This is a genomic window from Falsirhodobacter sp. 20TX0035, from assembly GCF_028307215.1.
Classification (GTDB): Bacteria; Pseudomonadota; Alphaproteobacteria; order Rhodobacterales; family Rhodobacteraceae; genus Falsirhodobacter.
The window spans coordinates 371611-386044 of the sequence record NZ_JAQMHV010000001.1; the positions used below are offsets into that span (position 1 = coordinate 371611).

Consider the following 14434-nt stretch of genomic DNA (forward strand, 5'->3'; position numbering starts at 1 on the left):
CCTATCTATGGCGGATGGAATTGCCCCGCGCGTTGTCAGACTGGTTTTCCCTGCGCGGATGGGCGCTGCACCCGCACCAGCAGGCGATGCTGGACGTGGCGGCCGAACCCGCCACGCTGCTGATCGCGCCCACGGGCGGGGGCAAGACGCTGTCGGGCTTCCTGCCCACGTTGGCCGAGGCGGCGGGCCACAAGGGGCTTCACACGCTCTACATCTCGCCCCTGAAGGCTTTGGCGGCGGACATCCGGCGCAACCTGACCGCGCCCATCGACGGGGCGCATCTGGACATCCGGGTGGAGGATCGGACCGGCGACACCTCCTACTCCGCCCGCCGCCGCCAGCGGGCCGACCCGCCGCAGATCCTGCTGACCACGCCGGAAAGCCTGGCCCTGCTGCTGAGCTACGAGGATGCGCCCCGCATCTTCGCCGGCCTGCAACGGGTGATCGTGGACGAGATTCACGCCTTGGCCGAAGGCAAGCGCGGCGACCAGCTGATGCTGGGCCTGTCGCGCCTGCAGACGCTGGCGCCCGGTCTGCGCCGCGTGGGCCTGTCGGCCACCGTGGAAGACCCGCCTGCGCTGGCCCGCTTCCTCAGCCCCACGGCCTGCCGCATCCTGCACGCCGATCCCGGCCCCGATCCCGACATCCGGATGATGGACACCGAACGCAGCCCCCCATGGGCCGGCGAAGGCGGCCGCTACGCCATCCCCGACGTGCTGGCCGAGGTGAAGCGCCACAACACCACGCTCATCTTCCACAACACGCGGGCGCAGGCGGAGCTGTTCTTCCACGACCTGTGGCTCGCCAACGAGGAGTCGTTGCCCATCGGCATCCACCACGGGTCGCTGTCGCGCGAACAGCGGCAAAGGGTGGAGGCGGCGATGGCGGCCGGCGCGTTGCGGGCCATCGTCTGCACCGGCAGCCTCGATCTGGGCATCGACTGGGGCGATGTGGATCTGGTCATCCAGGTCGGCGCGCCGAAGAACGTCAAGCGGCTGGTGCAGCGGATCGGCCGGGCGAACCACCGCTACAACGCGCCGTCGAAGGCGCTGCTGATCCCCGCCAACCGGTTCGAGGTGGTGGAATGCGTGGCCGCCCTGCAAGCCGTGAAGGCCCATGACTTGGACGGGGAGCCGCGCGGGCGCGGTCCGCGCGACGTGCTGTGCCAGCACATCCTCGCCACCGCCTGCGCGGGCCCGTTCGACGCCACCGCCCTGTTCGCCGAGGTGCGCACTGCCGGCCCCTATGCCGACCTGACGCGGGCAGAGTTCGACGACTGTCTCGATTTCTGCGCCACGGGTGGCTACGCGCTGGCCGCCTACGACCGCTGGCGCCGGCTGATGGAGCGGGACGGCATGTGGCAGTTGCGCGATCCCCGGTCGGCGTTGGTGATCCGCCAGAACCTTGGCACCATCATCGACACGGACAAGCTGAAGGTCCGCTTCAAGGGCCGCGGCGGTGCGCCTTTGGGAGAGGTGGAGGAGATGTTCGCCGCCAGCCTGACCAAGAACGACACCTTCCTGCTGGCCGGCCAGATCGTCCGCTACGAAGGGCTGAACGAGCTGACGGTGGAGGTGTCCCGTTCCCCCGCGAAGGAGCCGCGGGTGGCGATGTATGGCGGGGTGAAGGCCCCCACCTCGATCCTGCTGACGCACCGCATCCTTCAGATGTTCGAGGCGGGCGGCTTCCACGCCCTGCCCCGCCACACCGTCGAATGGCTGAACCTGCAGCAGGAGGTGTCGCGCCTGCCCACCGAGCACCGCCTGTTGATCGAGACGTTTCCCGACGCGGGCCGCGAATACATGTGCGTCTACGGCTTTGCCGGCCGCCATGCGATGCAGACGCTGGGCCTTCTGCTGACTCGGCGGATGGAGGTGGCGGGACTGGCGCCGCTGGGTTTCGTGCCCACCGATTACGCCGTCCTGATCTGGGGGCTGGAGGAGGTGACCGACCCCGCCCCCCTGTTCGACCCCACCGACCTGCGCGACGGGCTGGAAACGTGGCTGCACGGCAACGCGGTGATGAAGCGGACCTTCCGAAACTCTGCCGTGATCGCGGGGCTGATCGAACGCACCCATCAGGGGCGGCGCAAGTCCGGGCGGCAGGCGACCTTCTCCTCGGACATTCTGTACGACACGCTGCGCCGCTACGACCCCGACCACCTGATGCTTCAGGTCACGCGCGAGGAGGCGGAGCGCGGCCTTGTCGATTTCGGCCGGATCGAGGAGATGCTGACCCGCGTCCACGGCCAGATCGACCTGGTGCGCCGCGACCGCGTCACCCCGCTGGCCGCGCCCCTGATGCTGGAACGCGGACGGGTGCCGGTGGCCGGCGCGGGACGCGAACGGCTGATGGAGGCGGAGGCCGAACGGTTGATGGCGGAGTCCGGTCTGTCCACCCTGTGATCGAAACGGGTGATGCCGATACGGCCGCCAGCCGTTCCAGCCGGATGCCCTTGACGGTAGGAGAGCGCTCATTGCCCCGAAGGTGACCGACTTCCGGAACGCAGCTGCACGCGATGAAGCGCCCCTGCAGGACTCGAAGGCGCCCGACCAGGGCGCCTTTCCGTCGGATCAGGGCCAGCGGGCCAAGGGCGGCAGGCTCATCAGTACGGCGTTCGCGTCGTGGCCGGATTCCAGACCGAACTTCGTGCCCCGGTCGTAGACGAGGTTGTATTCCGCATAAAGCCCGCGATGGATCAGCTGCGTTTCGCGGTCGGCCTCCGTGAACGGCGTGTCGCGGCGGCGGTCGCACAGCGGCAGGAAGGCCAGCAGGAAGGTGCGACCCACCTCCTGCGTGAAGGCGAAATCCGCCTCCCAATCGCCGGTGTTCAGGTCGTCATAGAAGATGCCGCCCACGCCCCGGGCACGCTTGCGGTGGGGGATGTAGAAGTATTCATCCGCCCAGGCCTTGAAGCGGGGATAGTAGGTCGGGTCGTGCCGGTCGCAGCCACCCTTCAGCGTGTCGTGGAACTGGGCCGTGTCCTGATCGTATTCGATGCAGGGGTTCAGGTCCGACCCGCCCCCGAACCACCACGCGCCGGGCGTCCAGAACATGCGAGTGTTCATGTGGACGGCCGGGCAATGCGGGTTCTGCATGTGTGCCACGAGGCTGACGCCCGAAGCCCAGAAGCGCGGATCGTCCTCGATTCCCGGCACCCCGCGCGAGGCCATGGCCTTGGCCGCCCCCGGTGATAGTGTTCCGTGCACGGTGGAGATGTTGACGCCCACCTTCTCGAACAGGCGGCCTCCGCGCATCACGCTCATCCGGCCTCCGCCACCGCCCTCGGCGCGGGTGGTCGGCGTCACCTCGAACCGGCCCGCCGGGGCGGCGGAAGCGGTCGAGTCTTCCGCCGCCTCGAAGGCGGCGACGATGGTGTCGCGAAGCTGGTTGAACCAGTCCGAGGCGCGGGTCTTCAATTCGTCCATGGCATGCACTCCTTGGAGCGAATCCGTAGCAGGAAGCCGCTGCAAGGACCATTGGAAGCGCCACGCGCCCACGCTATATTTCGTCGCAGTGGAGGATCCGATGAAAGCCCTGTTCGTCTTGCCCCTGATGGCCGCGCTGGCGGCCTGCGCCACCCCCCGCGAACGCTGCGTGTCCGAAGCGACCCGCAACCTGCGCGTGGTCGACCGCCTGATCGTGCAGACCGAGGGGACGCTGTCCCGCGGCTATGGCGTCGAACAGTACCAGGTCACGCGCCCGACATGGCGGCAATGCGGCTGGTATCCCGTCCGCACCCGCGACGGCCACATCGTGCGCGGCGCCCCCCGCATGTGCTGGGAGGACGAGATCGAGACGCGGGAACGCGCCGTCGCCGTCAACCTGAACGAGGAGGCGGCGACCCTGAAAAGCCTGCGCGACAAGCGCGCCAGCCTTGCGCGCACCGCCAACGCGGCCGTCGCGCAATGCGCGGCGACCTATCCCGCCACGCGCTGACGGATCGGACCGTCGGCTCGGATCACGCGGAAGGCGCTGTCGCCGGCGATCTCCTCCACCTTGCGGAAGCGGGCGTCCAGCGCCTCGCGGTACGGAAGGTGGCGGTTGGCGACCAGCCAAAGCGTCCCGTCCGGCACCAGCATTCCGGCCGCCGCCATGACGAAGGCCATGCCCAAACGCGGATCGGCGTCGCGCCCCACGTGGAAGGGCGGGTTGCAGATGACGTGATGGGCCAGCTGGTCGGGCCGGAACGCCGTGGCGTCCGCCCAGTGGAACCGCGCCCGTTCGTCCGCAACGTTCACGCGGGCGCAGGCCAGGGCGTCGGCCTCAGCCTCCACCAGATCGACCTGCTTGGCGCCCTTTTCCAGCGCGGCGCGGGCAAGGTATCCCCAACCGGCGCCCAGATCCAGCACGCGGCCCTTCAGCGCGGGCAGCGCCTGCGCCAGCAGGACCGACCCGCGATCGGGGCCGTCCGCGGAAAACACCCCCGGCACCGTCTGGAACCCGTCCACCATCACCGGCCGCGACGCCCATTCCGACAGGTCGGCGCGGAAGGTGAACAGCTTGCCATGCGCCTTCACGACCGGCTCCGACACCTCGCCCCGCTTGCGCAGGTCCTTCAGGATCGAATCGACGCCGTCCGTCTTCTGGCCGTCCACCACGGCCAGCGCGGCGCGGGACGCACGTTCCAGCATCGCGTGGGCGTGGGCCTTGGCGCGGGGCAGGCAGACGATCACGGTCGCCGCATCTTCAGGACAGTCGGTCGCCACCTGCCAGCCTTGGGCGGCGAAGTGTTCGTAGTCCGGCTTGAAGCCCGTGACCACGGTGACGCGATCCTTCGGCAGGGCCGAAAGGTCGTCCCCCAGACGCGGGCGCAGAACGGCGATCCGCCCTTCCGGCAGGTCAAGACTGCCAAGGGCAAGCTCCAGTCGGGCTGATCGCACTTATTCTTCCTTTTCCATCGTGCATTGCAGAGGATGCTGGTGGCGGCGGGCGAAATCCATCACCTGCGCCACCTTGGTTTCCGCCACCTCGTGGCTGAACACCCCCACGACCGCGAGGCCCTTCTTGTGGACCGTCAGCATGATCTCGAACGATTGGGCGTGCGTCAGGCCGAAGAAGCGTTCCAGCACGTGGACCACGAATTCCATCGGCGTGTAATCGTCGTTCAGCAGCATCACCTTGTACAAGGGCGGGCGCTGCGTCTTCGGCTTGGTCTTCGTCAGGATCGAGGCGTCGTCGCCCGGCTGATTGGGCGATCCGGCCATGAAAAGCGGAGTGATTGCCATGAAAGCGGGCCCTTGACGGTTCACGGAGGGGGATGGAATGGAATATAGCCCATTCGGCGGCCGGGAAAAAGGGGGACGCATGCTGACGACCATCGGCTTCGACGCGGACGACACGCTGTGGCACAACGAAAGCTTCTTCCGGCTGACGCAGGACCGCTTCGTCGAACTGCTGGCGGATCATGCCCCCGTCGATCACCTGAACGACCGGCTGCTGGAAGCCGAGCGCCGCAACCTCGGCCGCTACGGCTTCGGGGTGAAGGGCTTCACCCTGTCCATGATCGAAACCGCGATCGAGGTGACGGAGGCCCGCGTGTCCGCCGGCGTCATCGCCGAGATCTTGGCGGCGGGACGCGAGATGCTGGCCCATCCGGTGGATCTGCTGCCCCATGCCCGCGCGGCGGTGGAGGCGGCGGCCGGCACCCACAAGGTGATCCTGATCACCAAGGGCGACCTTCTGGACCAGGAACGCAAGCTCGCGGCTTCCGGCCTCGGCGATCTGTTCCACGCGGTGGAGATCGTGTCGGACAAGACGCCCGCCGTCTATGCCCGCCTGTTTTGCCGCCACGGCGACGGGGCGGAACGGGGGGTGATGGTGGGCAACTCCCTCAACTCCGACGTGCTGCCGATGCTGGCGGCGGGGGGCCACGGCGTGCATGTGCCGCACGGCCCGGTCTGGGCCCTGGACCATGCCGAACCCCCCGAGGCGGCCCCCCGCTTCCACGAATTGCCCGACCTGTCCGGGCTGCCCGCACTTCTTGCGGCGCTGGACGGTGCAAACACATCATCTTGACCCTACGCGACGTCACGAAAATGCCAGAGGAATAAGGGTTTCGACAGGGCGGACCCTGTGTTACCGTTTCCGGGACAAAGCCCCTTCGATCAATGAAAGGGGCGTCGAAGGCAGAACAGACAAGGGACAGGCGATGACTTCGCTTCTGGGGCAGTGCGTCCGTATCGCACTTCTTGCCGCATGGGTGGCCATTGGGCTGGCCGGCATGGCGCGCGCCGCGCCTTACGCCGCCTACGTCATGGACGCGCGCACCGGCGAGACACTTTATTCGCAAAACGCCGAGACGCCGCTGAACCCGGCGTCCCTGACCAAGATGATGACGCTCTACATCGCGTTCCAGTCCATCCAGCAGGGCAAGATCACGCTGGACACGCTGGTCACGGTGTCCAAGAACGCTGCGTCGCAGCCACCCTCGCGCCTGGGTCTGCGGGCCGGTCAAAAGATCGCCCTGCGCTACCTGATCCGCGCGGCAGCCGTGAAATCGGCCAACGACGCCGCCTCGGCCATCGGCGACGCGATCGGCGGGAACGAGGAAGCGTTCGCCCAGATGATGACCCGCACCGCGCGGGCGCTGGGCATGCAGAACTCCACCTTCAAGAACGCGAACGGCCTGACGCGGGCGGGTCACCTCGCCTCGGCCCACGACCTGTCGACGCTGGGGCGGCACCTGTTCTTCGACTTCCCGGCCTATTACAACCTCTTCTCGCGGCGCAGCACGGATGCGGGCATGGCCACCGTCGCCAGCACCAACCGCCGGTTCCTGGATGCCTATGAAGGCGCGGACGGGATCAAGACGGGCTACACCTCGGCCGCGGGCTTCAACCTGACCGCCTCGGCCCTGCGCGGCAACACGCGAATCATCGCGACGGTCATGGGCGGCACCTCCACCGCCGACCGGAACGCCAAGATGGCGAAGCTGCTGGATCTGGGCTTCCAGAAGGCCCCTGCCAACGCGCCGATCATCCCGCCGCCCGCGCCCAACTATTCGGGCACAAGCGCGCCGCTGGTGGCCAGCGCACCGCAGGCCGTGGCCCCGCAGCCCACGACGCCGACGGCGGCCGAGGCGAGCTTGGTCGCCAGTTCCCTGCGCCCGCGCCTGCGTCCGGGCAGTCCCGGCATCGGGATGCAGGACAGCATCGACGACGCGGTTCAGGTCGCCTCGGCCGCGCCGCTTCCCGTGACGGACACCGATTCGATCAACGCCGCCGTGGCGGCCGCGGCGGCCGAACCCCTGCCGTTCGAGGTGGTGGCCGAAAAGGTCGCCGAAGCGCAGCCGCAGGAGGTGGTGACCATGGTGTCCACCTCGGGCGGGCGGCACTGGGGCGTGAATGTCGGACGCTTCAATTCCAGCTACGCGGCCGATCGGGCGATGACGCAGATCGCCTTGACGGAAAGCGCCTCGCTGAACGAAGGGCTGCGCAAGATCGTGAAGCGCGCGGACGGCTATGACGCGAACATCATGGGCCTGTCCGAAGATCAGGCCAGCCTCGCCTGCCGACGGCTGAGGGCGCGATCGCAGGAATGCTTCGAGATCGGACCGTAACGAAAAGGCCGGGTGTCAGCCCGGCCTTTGTTCTTCCACGAAGGCGATCATGCGCGGCAGGCACACGTCGTGCAGATCGTACCGCTCCTGCACCGTGCGCCGCGCGGCCGCCTGCAGGGGGGCGAAGCGCTCCGGCTCGGCCAGCGCCTCGGTCAGCACCTGTTCCCAGCGGGGCACGTCAAAGAAATCGACCAGAAGGCCGTTTTCCCCGTCGCGGATCACCTCCCGCACCGGCGCGGTGTCCGATCCGATGACCAGCGCCCCCGCCGACATCGCCTCTAGCATCGACCAAGACAGCACGAATGGATAGGTCAGGTAGGCGTGCGCCCGCGTGACCTGCATCAGGCTGCGGAACACGGGATAGCTGACATGCCCGGTGAAATGGACGCGCGACAGGTCGATGCGGTCGCGCACCTCCTCAAGGATCAGGTTGCGCCAGGTGCCCTGATCGGGCGCGCGGCCATAGCTGACGCCGTCGGCGCCCACGATCACCACCTGCGCCTTTGGCCGCGCCTTCAGGATCGCCGGCAGGGCGCGCATGAAGATGTGATATCCGCGATAGGGTTCGAGGTTGCGGTTCACCAGCGTCAGAACCTCGTCCCCCGCGCGCAGGGTGGGGCCATCGGGCAGCGTCACCACGGCGTCGGGATCGGGGGCCATGCGGGCGGTGTCGACGCCGTCGTGGATCACCTTTATCATGCGGCGCAGGGCGGGCGGATGCGTGCCGGCCTGCCATTCGGTGGGCGACAGGCCCGCATCGGCGTGCAGAAGCGCCTGCCCCAGATGCGCGGCGCGGCCCTGCGCGATCATCACCTGGTCGAACCCGGCCTTGTTCCATTCCGTGTCGAAGCCCACGTCCTGGCCGACGCCGTTGTAGTAGAACTCGGCATAGACGATCAGCCGCGCCTCGGGCCAGACGGTCTTCAGGAACAGCGTTTCCCCCCAGCCGGAATGGCCGAAGATCACGTCCGGCACATAGCCCTCGGCCCGCATCTGTCGGGCGGCACGGGCGGCCACCACGCCCCGGTCGCTGTGGGTGGTGTAGTTGCGGCCCAGCCGCGTCGCCCCCGCATCCACGGGATCCGGCGCAAAGGTGTAGGTGGTCCGGGGAAACCCCGCGGGCCGGGTGTTGCGCGCGTCGGTCAGCACCCGGATCTCATGCCCCCGGGCGGCCAGCGCCGGGGCCAGATGCAGGAACTGCCCCGGATAATTCTGGTGCACCAGCAGGATCTTCACGACAGGGCCGCCTTCAGCAGCGCGCGGGTGTAATCCGACTGCGGGTTGGCGAAGACCTGCGCCGCCTCCCCCGCCTCCACCACGTCGCCGTTGCGCATCACCATGATGCGGTGCGACAGCGCCCGGACGACCCGCAGGTCATGGCTGATGAACAGGTAGGCCAGCCCGTATTTCCGCTGCAACCCCCGCAGCAGTTCAACGATCTGCACCTGCACCGTCATGTCCAGCGCCGAGGTCGGCTCGTCCAGCACCACGAGCTTCGGGCGCAGGATCATGGCGCGGGCGATGGCGATCCGCTGGCGCTGTCCGCCGGAAAATTCGTGCGGATAGCGGTTCATGGTCGCGGAATCGAGGCCAACCTCCGTCATGATCTGCGCCACCAGATCACGCGGGTTGCCTTCGGTGCCGTGCACGCCCAGACCTTCGGCGATGATCTCCTCCACCGTCATGCGGGGGGACAAGCTGCCGAAGGGGTCCTGGAACACCACCTGCATGTCGCGGCGCAGGTCCCGCAGGGCGCGCCCGCGCTGGTTCTGCACGTCGCGCCCCATGAAGACGATGGGCCCCTCGCTGTCGATCAGGCGCAGCACGGCCAGCGCCAGCGTGGTCTTGCCCGACCCCGATTCCCCGACCACCCCAAGCGTTTCACCGGCGCGCACCGACAGGCTGGCCGCGTTCACCGCCTTCACATGGCCCGTGACGCGGCGCAGGAAACCGCCATGGATCGGGAACCACACGCGCAGATCGTCGGTGCGCAGAATCTCGGCCACGTCGGCGGCGACCGGATCGGGCACGCCCCGCGGTTCGGCCCCCAGCAGCTTTTGCGTGTAGGGATGCTGCGGGTTGGCGAAGATGTCGGCCGTCCGCCCCTGTTCGACGATCACGCCGTTCTGCAAAACGCAGACACGGTCCGCGATGCGACGGACCACGCCCAGATCGTGGGTGATGAACAGAAGGCTCAGCCCCTCGCGCGCCTTCAGGTCGGCGAGCAGTTCCAGGATCTGCGCCTGGATGGTGACGTCCAGCGCGGTGGTGGGTTCGTCCGCGATCAGCAGTTCCGGCCCGTTGGCCAGCGCCATCGCGATCATCACGCGCTGCCGCTGCCCGCCCGACAGCTGGTGCGGATAGGCGCCCAGCCGGCTTTCCGCGTCGCGGATGCCCACCTTTTTCAGAAGTTCCAGCACCCGCGCCCGCACCGCTGCCCCGCGCAGCCCCTGATGCAGCGCGATGCTTTCGGCCAGCTGCCGTTCGATCGTGTGCAGCGGGTTGAGGGAGGTCATCGGCTCCTGGAAGATGAAGCTGATGTCGTTGCCGCGCACGGCGCGCAATTCGCGCTCGGACGCGCCCACCATCTCCCGCCCCTGATAGCGGACGGAGCCGGTCACCTCGGCCGCGTCGCCCAGAAGGGACACGGTGGACAGGGCGGTGACGGACTTGCCCGACCCGCTTTCGCCCACCAACGCGACCGTTTCGCCCTTTTCTACCGTGAAGGACACGCCGCGCACCGCGTGATGCGTGGCCCCTTCCTGCCGGAAGCGGATGTTCAGGTCGGACACCTCCAGCACGGTCATTTGAAGGTCTTTCTGGGGTCATAGGCGTCGCGCACGCCTTCGAAGATGAAGACAAGGAGCGACAGCATCAGCGCGAAGGTGAAGAAGGCGGTGAAGCCCAGCCACGGCGCCTGAAGGTTCTGCTTGGCCTGCAACGTCAACTCCCCCAGCGAGGGGGCGGAGGACGGCAGCCCGAAGCCGAGGAAGTCCAGCGCCGCGAGGCTGCCGATGGCGCCGGCGATGATGAAGGGCAGCATGGTGACCGTGGCCACCATGGCGTTGGGCAGCACGTGGCGGAACATGATCCGCGCGTTGCCGACGCCCAGCGCCCGCGCCGCACGCACGTATTCGAAGTTGCGCGCCCGCAGGAATTCGGCCCGCACCACGCCCACCAGCGCCGTCCATCCGAACAGCACCGACAGGATCACCAGCAGCCAGAACCCCATCTGCCAGATCGCGCCCACGATGATGATGACATAAAGCATGGGGGTGGAGGACCAGAGTTCGATGATGCGCTGGAAGGTCAGGTCCACCCAGCCGCCGAAGAAGCCCTGCACCGCCCCCGCCGCGATCCCGATGACCGAGGTCAGCAGCGTCACGATCAGCGCGAAGGCCACCGACAGGCGGAAGCCGTAGATCACGCGCGCCAGCACGTCGCGGGCCGTGTCGTCCGTGCCCAGCCAGTGCCGCGCGTCGGGGGCCGACGGAGCCGCCCCTTCGAGGTTGTTCACCGTGTCGTAGCTGTAGGGGATGGGCGGCCACAGCAGCCAGCCGGCCTGCACGGGCTGCCCGTCGACGGTGCCATGCGCTTCCGCCTCGGCCTTGTAAGTGTCGGGATCGTCAAGGCACAGGTCCGACCCGCCCGTCACGATCAGGCACTGCACCTCGGGGGCGTTGTAGTCGGCCTCGGTCCGGAAGTCGCCGTTGAAGGCGGTTTCGGGATAGAAGCTGAACACCGGCATCCGCCATTCGCCGCGATAGCTGACCAGCAGCGGCTTGTCGTTGGCCACCACCTCGGCGAACAGAGAGATGCCGAACAGCACGACGAAGATCCACAGGGACCAGAAGGCCCGCCCGTTGGCCCGGAAATTGCGCCAGCGGCGCTGGTTCAGGGGGGTCATCCGCGGCTCCCGAAATCGATGCGGGGGTCGATCCAGACATACATGAGGTCCGAGATCAGGTTCACCACCAGCCCGATCAGGCTGAACATGAACAGCGTCCCGAACACCACCGGATAATCGCGCCCCACGGCGGATTCGTAGGCCAGACGCCCCAACCCGTCGAGGGAGAAGATCGTCTCGATGATGAGGCTGCCGCCGAAGAAGACGCTGACAAAGACCGCCGGAAAGCCCGCGACCACGATCAGCATCGCGTTGCGGAAGACGTGGCCGTACAGCACGCGCGTTTCCGTCAGGCCCTTGGCGCGGGCGGTCATCACGTACTGCTTCTTGATCTCGTCCAGAAAGCTGTTCTTGGTGAGCAGCGTCAGCGTGGCGAAGCTGGCGATGGTGGAGGCCAGAACCGGCAGCGCGATGTGCCAGAAATAGTCCGCGATCTTGTGCAGGGGGCCGAAACTCTCCCAGTTGTCCGAGGTCAGGCCCCGGATGGGGAACCACTGCCAGTAGCTTCCGCCCGCGAACAGCACCAGAAGAAGGATCGCGAACAGAAAGCCCGGAATGGCATAGGCCACGATGATCAGGGCCGAGGTCCATGTGTCGAAGCGCGACCCGTCCTTCATCGCCTTGCGGATGCCCAACGGGATCGACACCAGATAGGCGATCAGCGTCGACCAGAGGCCGAGCGAGATCGACACCGGCATCTTTTCCAGCACCAGGTCCACCACCGAGATGGAGCGGAAGTAGCTTTCCCCGAAATCGAGCCGCAGGTAGTTGCCGATCATCAGCAGAAAGCGTTCCAGCGGCGGCTTGTCGAAACCGAACTGCGCTTCAAGCTGGGCGATGAATTCGGGCGGCAGGCCCCGCGATCCGACATAGGTCGTGCCCGTCAGCCCCGAGGTCACGTCGGACGTCACCCCCGCATCCTGCTGCCCGCCGGTCACGCCCTGAAGGACATCGCCCTGCCCCTGCATGTTGGCGATGATCTGTTCGATCGGGCCGCCTGGCACGAACTGCACCAGCGCGAAGTTGATGACCATGATCCCGAACAGCACGGGCACGATCAGAAGAAGGCGGCGAAGGATGTAGGCTCCCATTCACGCGGCCTTCGTGGACCACCAGAAGTCCAGCTGGCCCAGATCGTAGGGGGGCAGCGTCTCCGGGCGGCCGTATTCCTTCCAGTAGGCGACCCAGTGCTTGCCCAGATACCATGTGGGCACCATGATCGTCTCATGGCGCAGGATGCGGTCCACGGCGCGAACGGCGGCGGCCATGTCCTCCTGCGTTTCCGCCTCGATCACGCGGCGGATCAGGTGGTCCACCGCGGGCGAGGCATAGCCCGCTGGGTTGAAGAGGTCGTCCTTTGCCGCACTGCCATAGCGCTGCTCCATGCCCGTCCCCTCCTCGGGGCCGTTGGAATAGCCGTCCACGATCATGTCCCAGTCGTGGTCGCGTTCGCGGCTGGTGTATTGCGCGGGGTCCACGCGGCGATAAGTGGCGTTCACGCCCAGCGCCTTCAGGTTGTCCACGTAAGGCAGGATGTAGCGGTCCATCTGCGGGTCGCCCGTCAGGAACTCCACCACCAGACCCTGCCCGTCCTTCATCAGCTGGCCCTTGTCGTCGGGCGTCCAGCCCGCGTCCTGCATCAGCGCCAGCGCCGCGCGCAGGTTGCGCCGGTCCACCTGCCGGTCGCCCGAGCTGTGGGGCACGGTGACGGGATCGGTCAGGATCTCGGGGGCGACAAGGTCGCGCACCTCCTGCAGCAGCTCCAGTTCCCGGCCCTGCGGCACGCCCTGCGCCTGAAGATCGCTGTTCTGCCAGAAGCTTTCGCGCTGCTGGAACAGGCCGTATTGCAGCGTGTCGTTCGTCCAGGTGAAGTTGTACATCAGCGCCAGCGCCTGCCGCACCCGCCGGTCTTGGAACTGCAGGCGGCGCAGGTTGAACACGAACCCCGTCGCGGGCGGGAGAGAGCCGTCCGGCAACTCCTCCTTCACCACGTCGCCGCGCGTCAGGGCCGGGAAGTCATAGCCCGTCGCCCAAGTGATGGAGCTGTTTTCCTGCCGGAAGGTGAACTGCCCCGCCTTGAACGCCTCGAACGCGGCGGAGGTGTCGGCGAAGAACTCCACCCGGATGGTGTCGAAATTGGCGCGGCCCTGCCGGATCGGCAAGTCGCGGCCCCAGTAGTCGGGGTTGCGCCGCATCACGATGCGCCGGTTCACGTCCCAGCTGTCGATCCGGTAGGGGCCGGACCCGGGCGAGGTGTCCAGCCGGCTTTCATCCAGCCGCGCGCCGGTCTTTTCGTACCACGCCCGCGACCAGATCGGCACGCCGCCGGCCTGGCTGATCAGGTTCTTGCGCGGCACTCCGTCTGCGAAGACGAAGCGCACGCGGTGATCGTCCAGCGCCTCGGCCAGCGGGATCGAGGCCTTCACGGCCTGCGCATAGGAGGGCAACCCTTGTTCCAGCAGCAGGTTGTGGCTGAACACCACGTCCTGCGCCGTGACGGGCGTGCCGTCCGAGAAGGTGGCCTCGGGGCGCATGTGAAAGATCACCCAGTCCTGCGTTTCGGGATATTCCAAGCGTTCGGCCACAAGGCCGTAGCTGCCGCTCACCTCGTCCGCGACGGACTCCAGCAGGCTTTCATAGGGCAGCACGGACACGGCATGGGCACGGCCGACGCGGGCGTAGGGGTTGAAGCTGTCAAAGGTGCCCGCCGCCCAAATGGAGATCTCGCCCCCCTTCGGGGCCTGCGGGTTCACGTAATCCAGATGCGCGAAATCGGCCGGGTACTTCAGGTCGCCGAAGGTGGAAAATCCGTGCGAGGACAGGATTTCCGACGGATCGCCCGCCGGTTCCTGCGCCCCTGCGGGCGCGGGCCGCAGGCCGGGATACGCCATCGCGAAGCCCGAAAGGCCAAGGGCCCCCATCATCGTCCGGCGCGACAAGATCATCCCGTTCTCCTTCAAAGCGTT

12 protein-coding genes are annotated in these 14434 nt (G+C 67.5%); 4 read left to right on the forward strand and 8 right to left on the reverse strand.

The genetic code is table 11. The annotated features are described in order from the left end of the window. Window positions 1-14: 14 nt before the first annotated feature. Entirely contained in the window at window positions 15-2405 is a 2391-nt protein-coding gene (locus tag PIJ50_RS01965; RefSeq protein ID WP_271972218.1) for a ligase-associated DNA damage response DEXH box helicase, read from the forward strand. 168 nt (window positions 2406-2573) lie between these two features. On the opposite strand, the gene hemF is transcribed toward PIJ50_RS01965, so the two are convergent. Beyond that, window positions 2574-3428 (reverse strand): oxygen-dependent coproporphyrinogen oxidase, encoded by an 855-nt coding sequence (hemF, locus tag PIJ50_RS01970; RefSeq protein ID WP_271972220.1) that lies wholly within the window; start codon window positions 3426-3428, stop codon window positions 2574-2576. 100 nt (window positions 3429-3528) lie between these two features. On the opposite strand from hemF, the gene PIJ50_RS01975 reads away from it, so the two are divergent. Next, the gene (locus PIJ50_RS01975) at window positions 3529-3939 is read left to right on the forward strand and encodes a hypothetical protein (RefSeq protein WP_271972222.1); all 411 of its coding nucleotides are present in this window, start codon (window positions 3529-3531) and stop codon (window positions 3937-3939) included. On the opposite strand, the gene PIJ50_RS01980 is transcribed toward PIJ50_RS01975, so the two are convergent. Continuing rightward, entirely contained in the window at window positions 3921-4883 is a 963-nt protein-coding gene (locus PIJ50_RS01980) for a class I SAM-dependent methyltransferase (protein WP_271972224.1), read from the reverse strand. The genes PIJ50_RS01975 and PIJ50_RS01980 overlap by 19 nt on opposite strands. After that, a complete protein-coding gene (clpS, locus tag PIJ50_RS01985; RefSeq protein WP_271972225.1) occupies window positions 4884-5228 on the reverse strand; it encodes an ATP-dependent Clp protease adapter ClpS in 345 nt (114 codons plus the stop codon). It lies immediately after the preceding gene. Between the two features lie 79 nt (window positions 5229-5307). On the opposite strand from clpS, the gene PIJ50_RS01990 reads away from it, so the two are divergent. Both PIJ50_RS01990 and PIJ50_RS01995 read left to right on the forward strand, forming a co-directional pair. Further along, entirely contained in the window at window positions 5308-6018 is a 711-nt protein-coding gene (locus PIJ50_RS01990; RefSeq protein WP_271972227.1) for an HAD family hydrolase, read from the forward strand. Window positions 6019-6151: 133 nt separating this feature from the next. Next, on the forward strand, window positions 6152-7561 hold the full coding sequence (locus tag PIJ50_RS01995; RefSeq protein ID WP_271972229.1) for a D-alanyl-D-alanine carboxypeptidase family protein: 1410 nt from the start codon (window positions 6152-6154) through the stop codon (window positions 7559-7561). 15 nt (window positions 7562-7576) lie between these two features. On the opposite strand, the gene PIJ50_RS02000 is transcribed toward PIJ50_RS01995, so the two are convergent. The 5 genes from PIJ50_RS02000 to PIJ50_RS02020 are packed head-to-tail and all read right to left on the reverse strand — an operon-like array spanning window position 7577 to window position 14413. Further along, a complete protein-coding gene (locus PIJ50_RS02000) occupies window positions 7577-8797 on the reverse strand; it encodes a glycosyltransferase (protein ID WP_271972230.1) in 1221 nt (406 codons plus the stop codon). Then, complete coding sequence (locus tag PIJ50_RS02005) at window positions 8794-10368, reverse strand: ABC transporter ATP-binding protein (RefSeq protein ID WP_271972232.1); 1575 nt, start codon at window positions 10366-10368, stop codon at window positions 8794-8796. Before PIJ50_RS02005 ends, PIJ50_RS02000 begins: the two co-directional genes overlap by 4 nt. Beyond that, on the reverse strand, window positions 10365-11468 hold the full coding sequence (locus PIJ50_RS02010) for an ABC transporter permease (RefSeq protein ID WP_271972233.1): 1104 nt from the start codon (window positions 11466-11468) through the stop codon (window positions 10365-10367). The genes PIJ50_RS02005 and PIJ50_RS02010 overlap by 4 nt, the downstream gene beginning before the upstream one ends. Further along, window positions 11465-12559, reverse strand: coding sequence for a microcin C ABC transporter permease YejB (locus PIJ50_RS02015; protein ID WP_271972235.1), 1095 nt, complete (start codon window positions 12557-12559; stop codon window positions 11465-11467). The genes PIJ50_RS02010 and PIJ50_RS02015 overlap by 4 nt, the downstream gene beginning before the upstream one ends. Next, the gene (locus tag PIJ50_RS02020) at window positions 12560-14413 is read right to left on the reverse strand and encodes an extracellular solute-binding protein (protein ID WP_271972237.1); all 1854 of its coding nucleotides are present in this window, start codon (window positions 14411-14413) and stop codon (window positions 12560-12562) included. Between the last annotated feature and the right edge of the window lie 21 nt (window positions 14414-14434).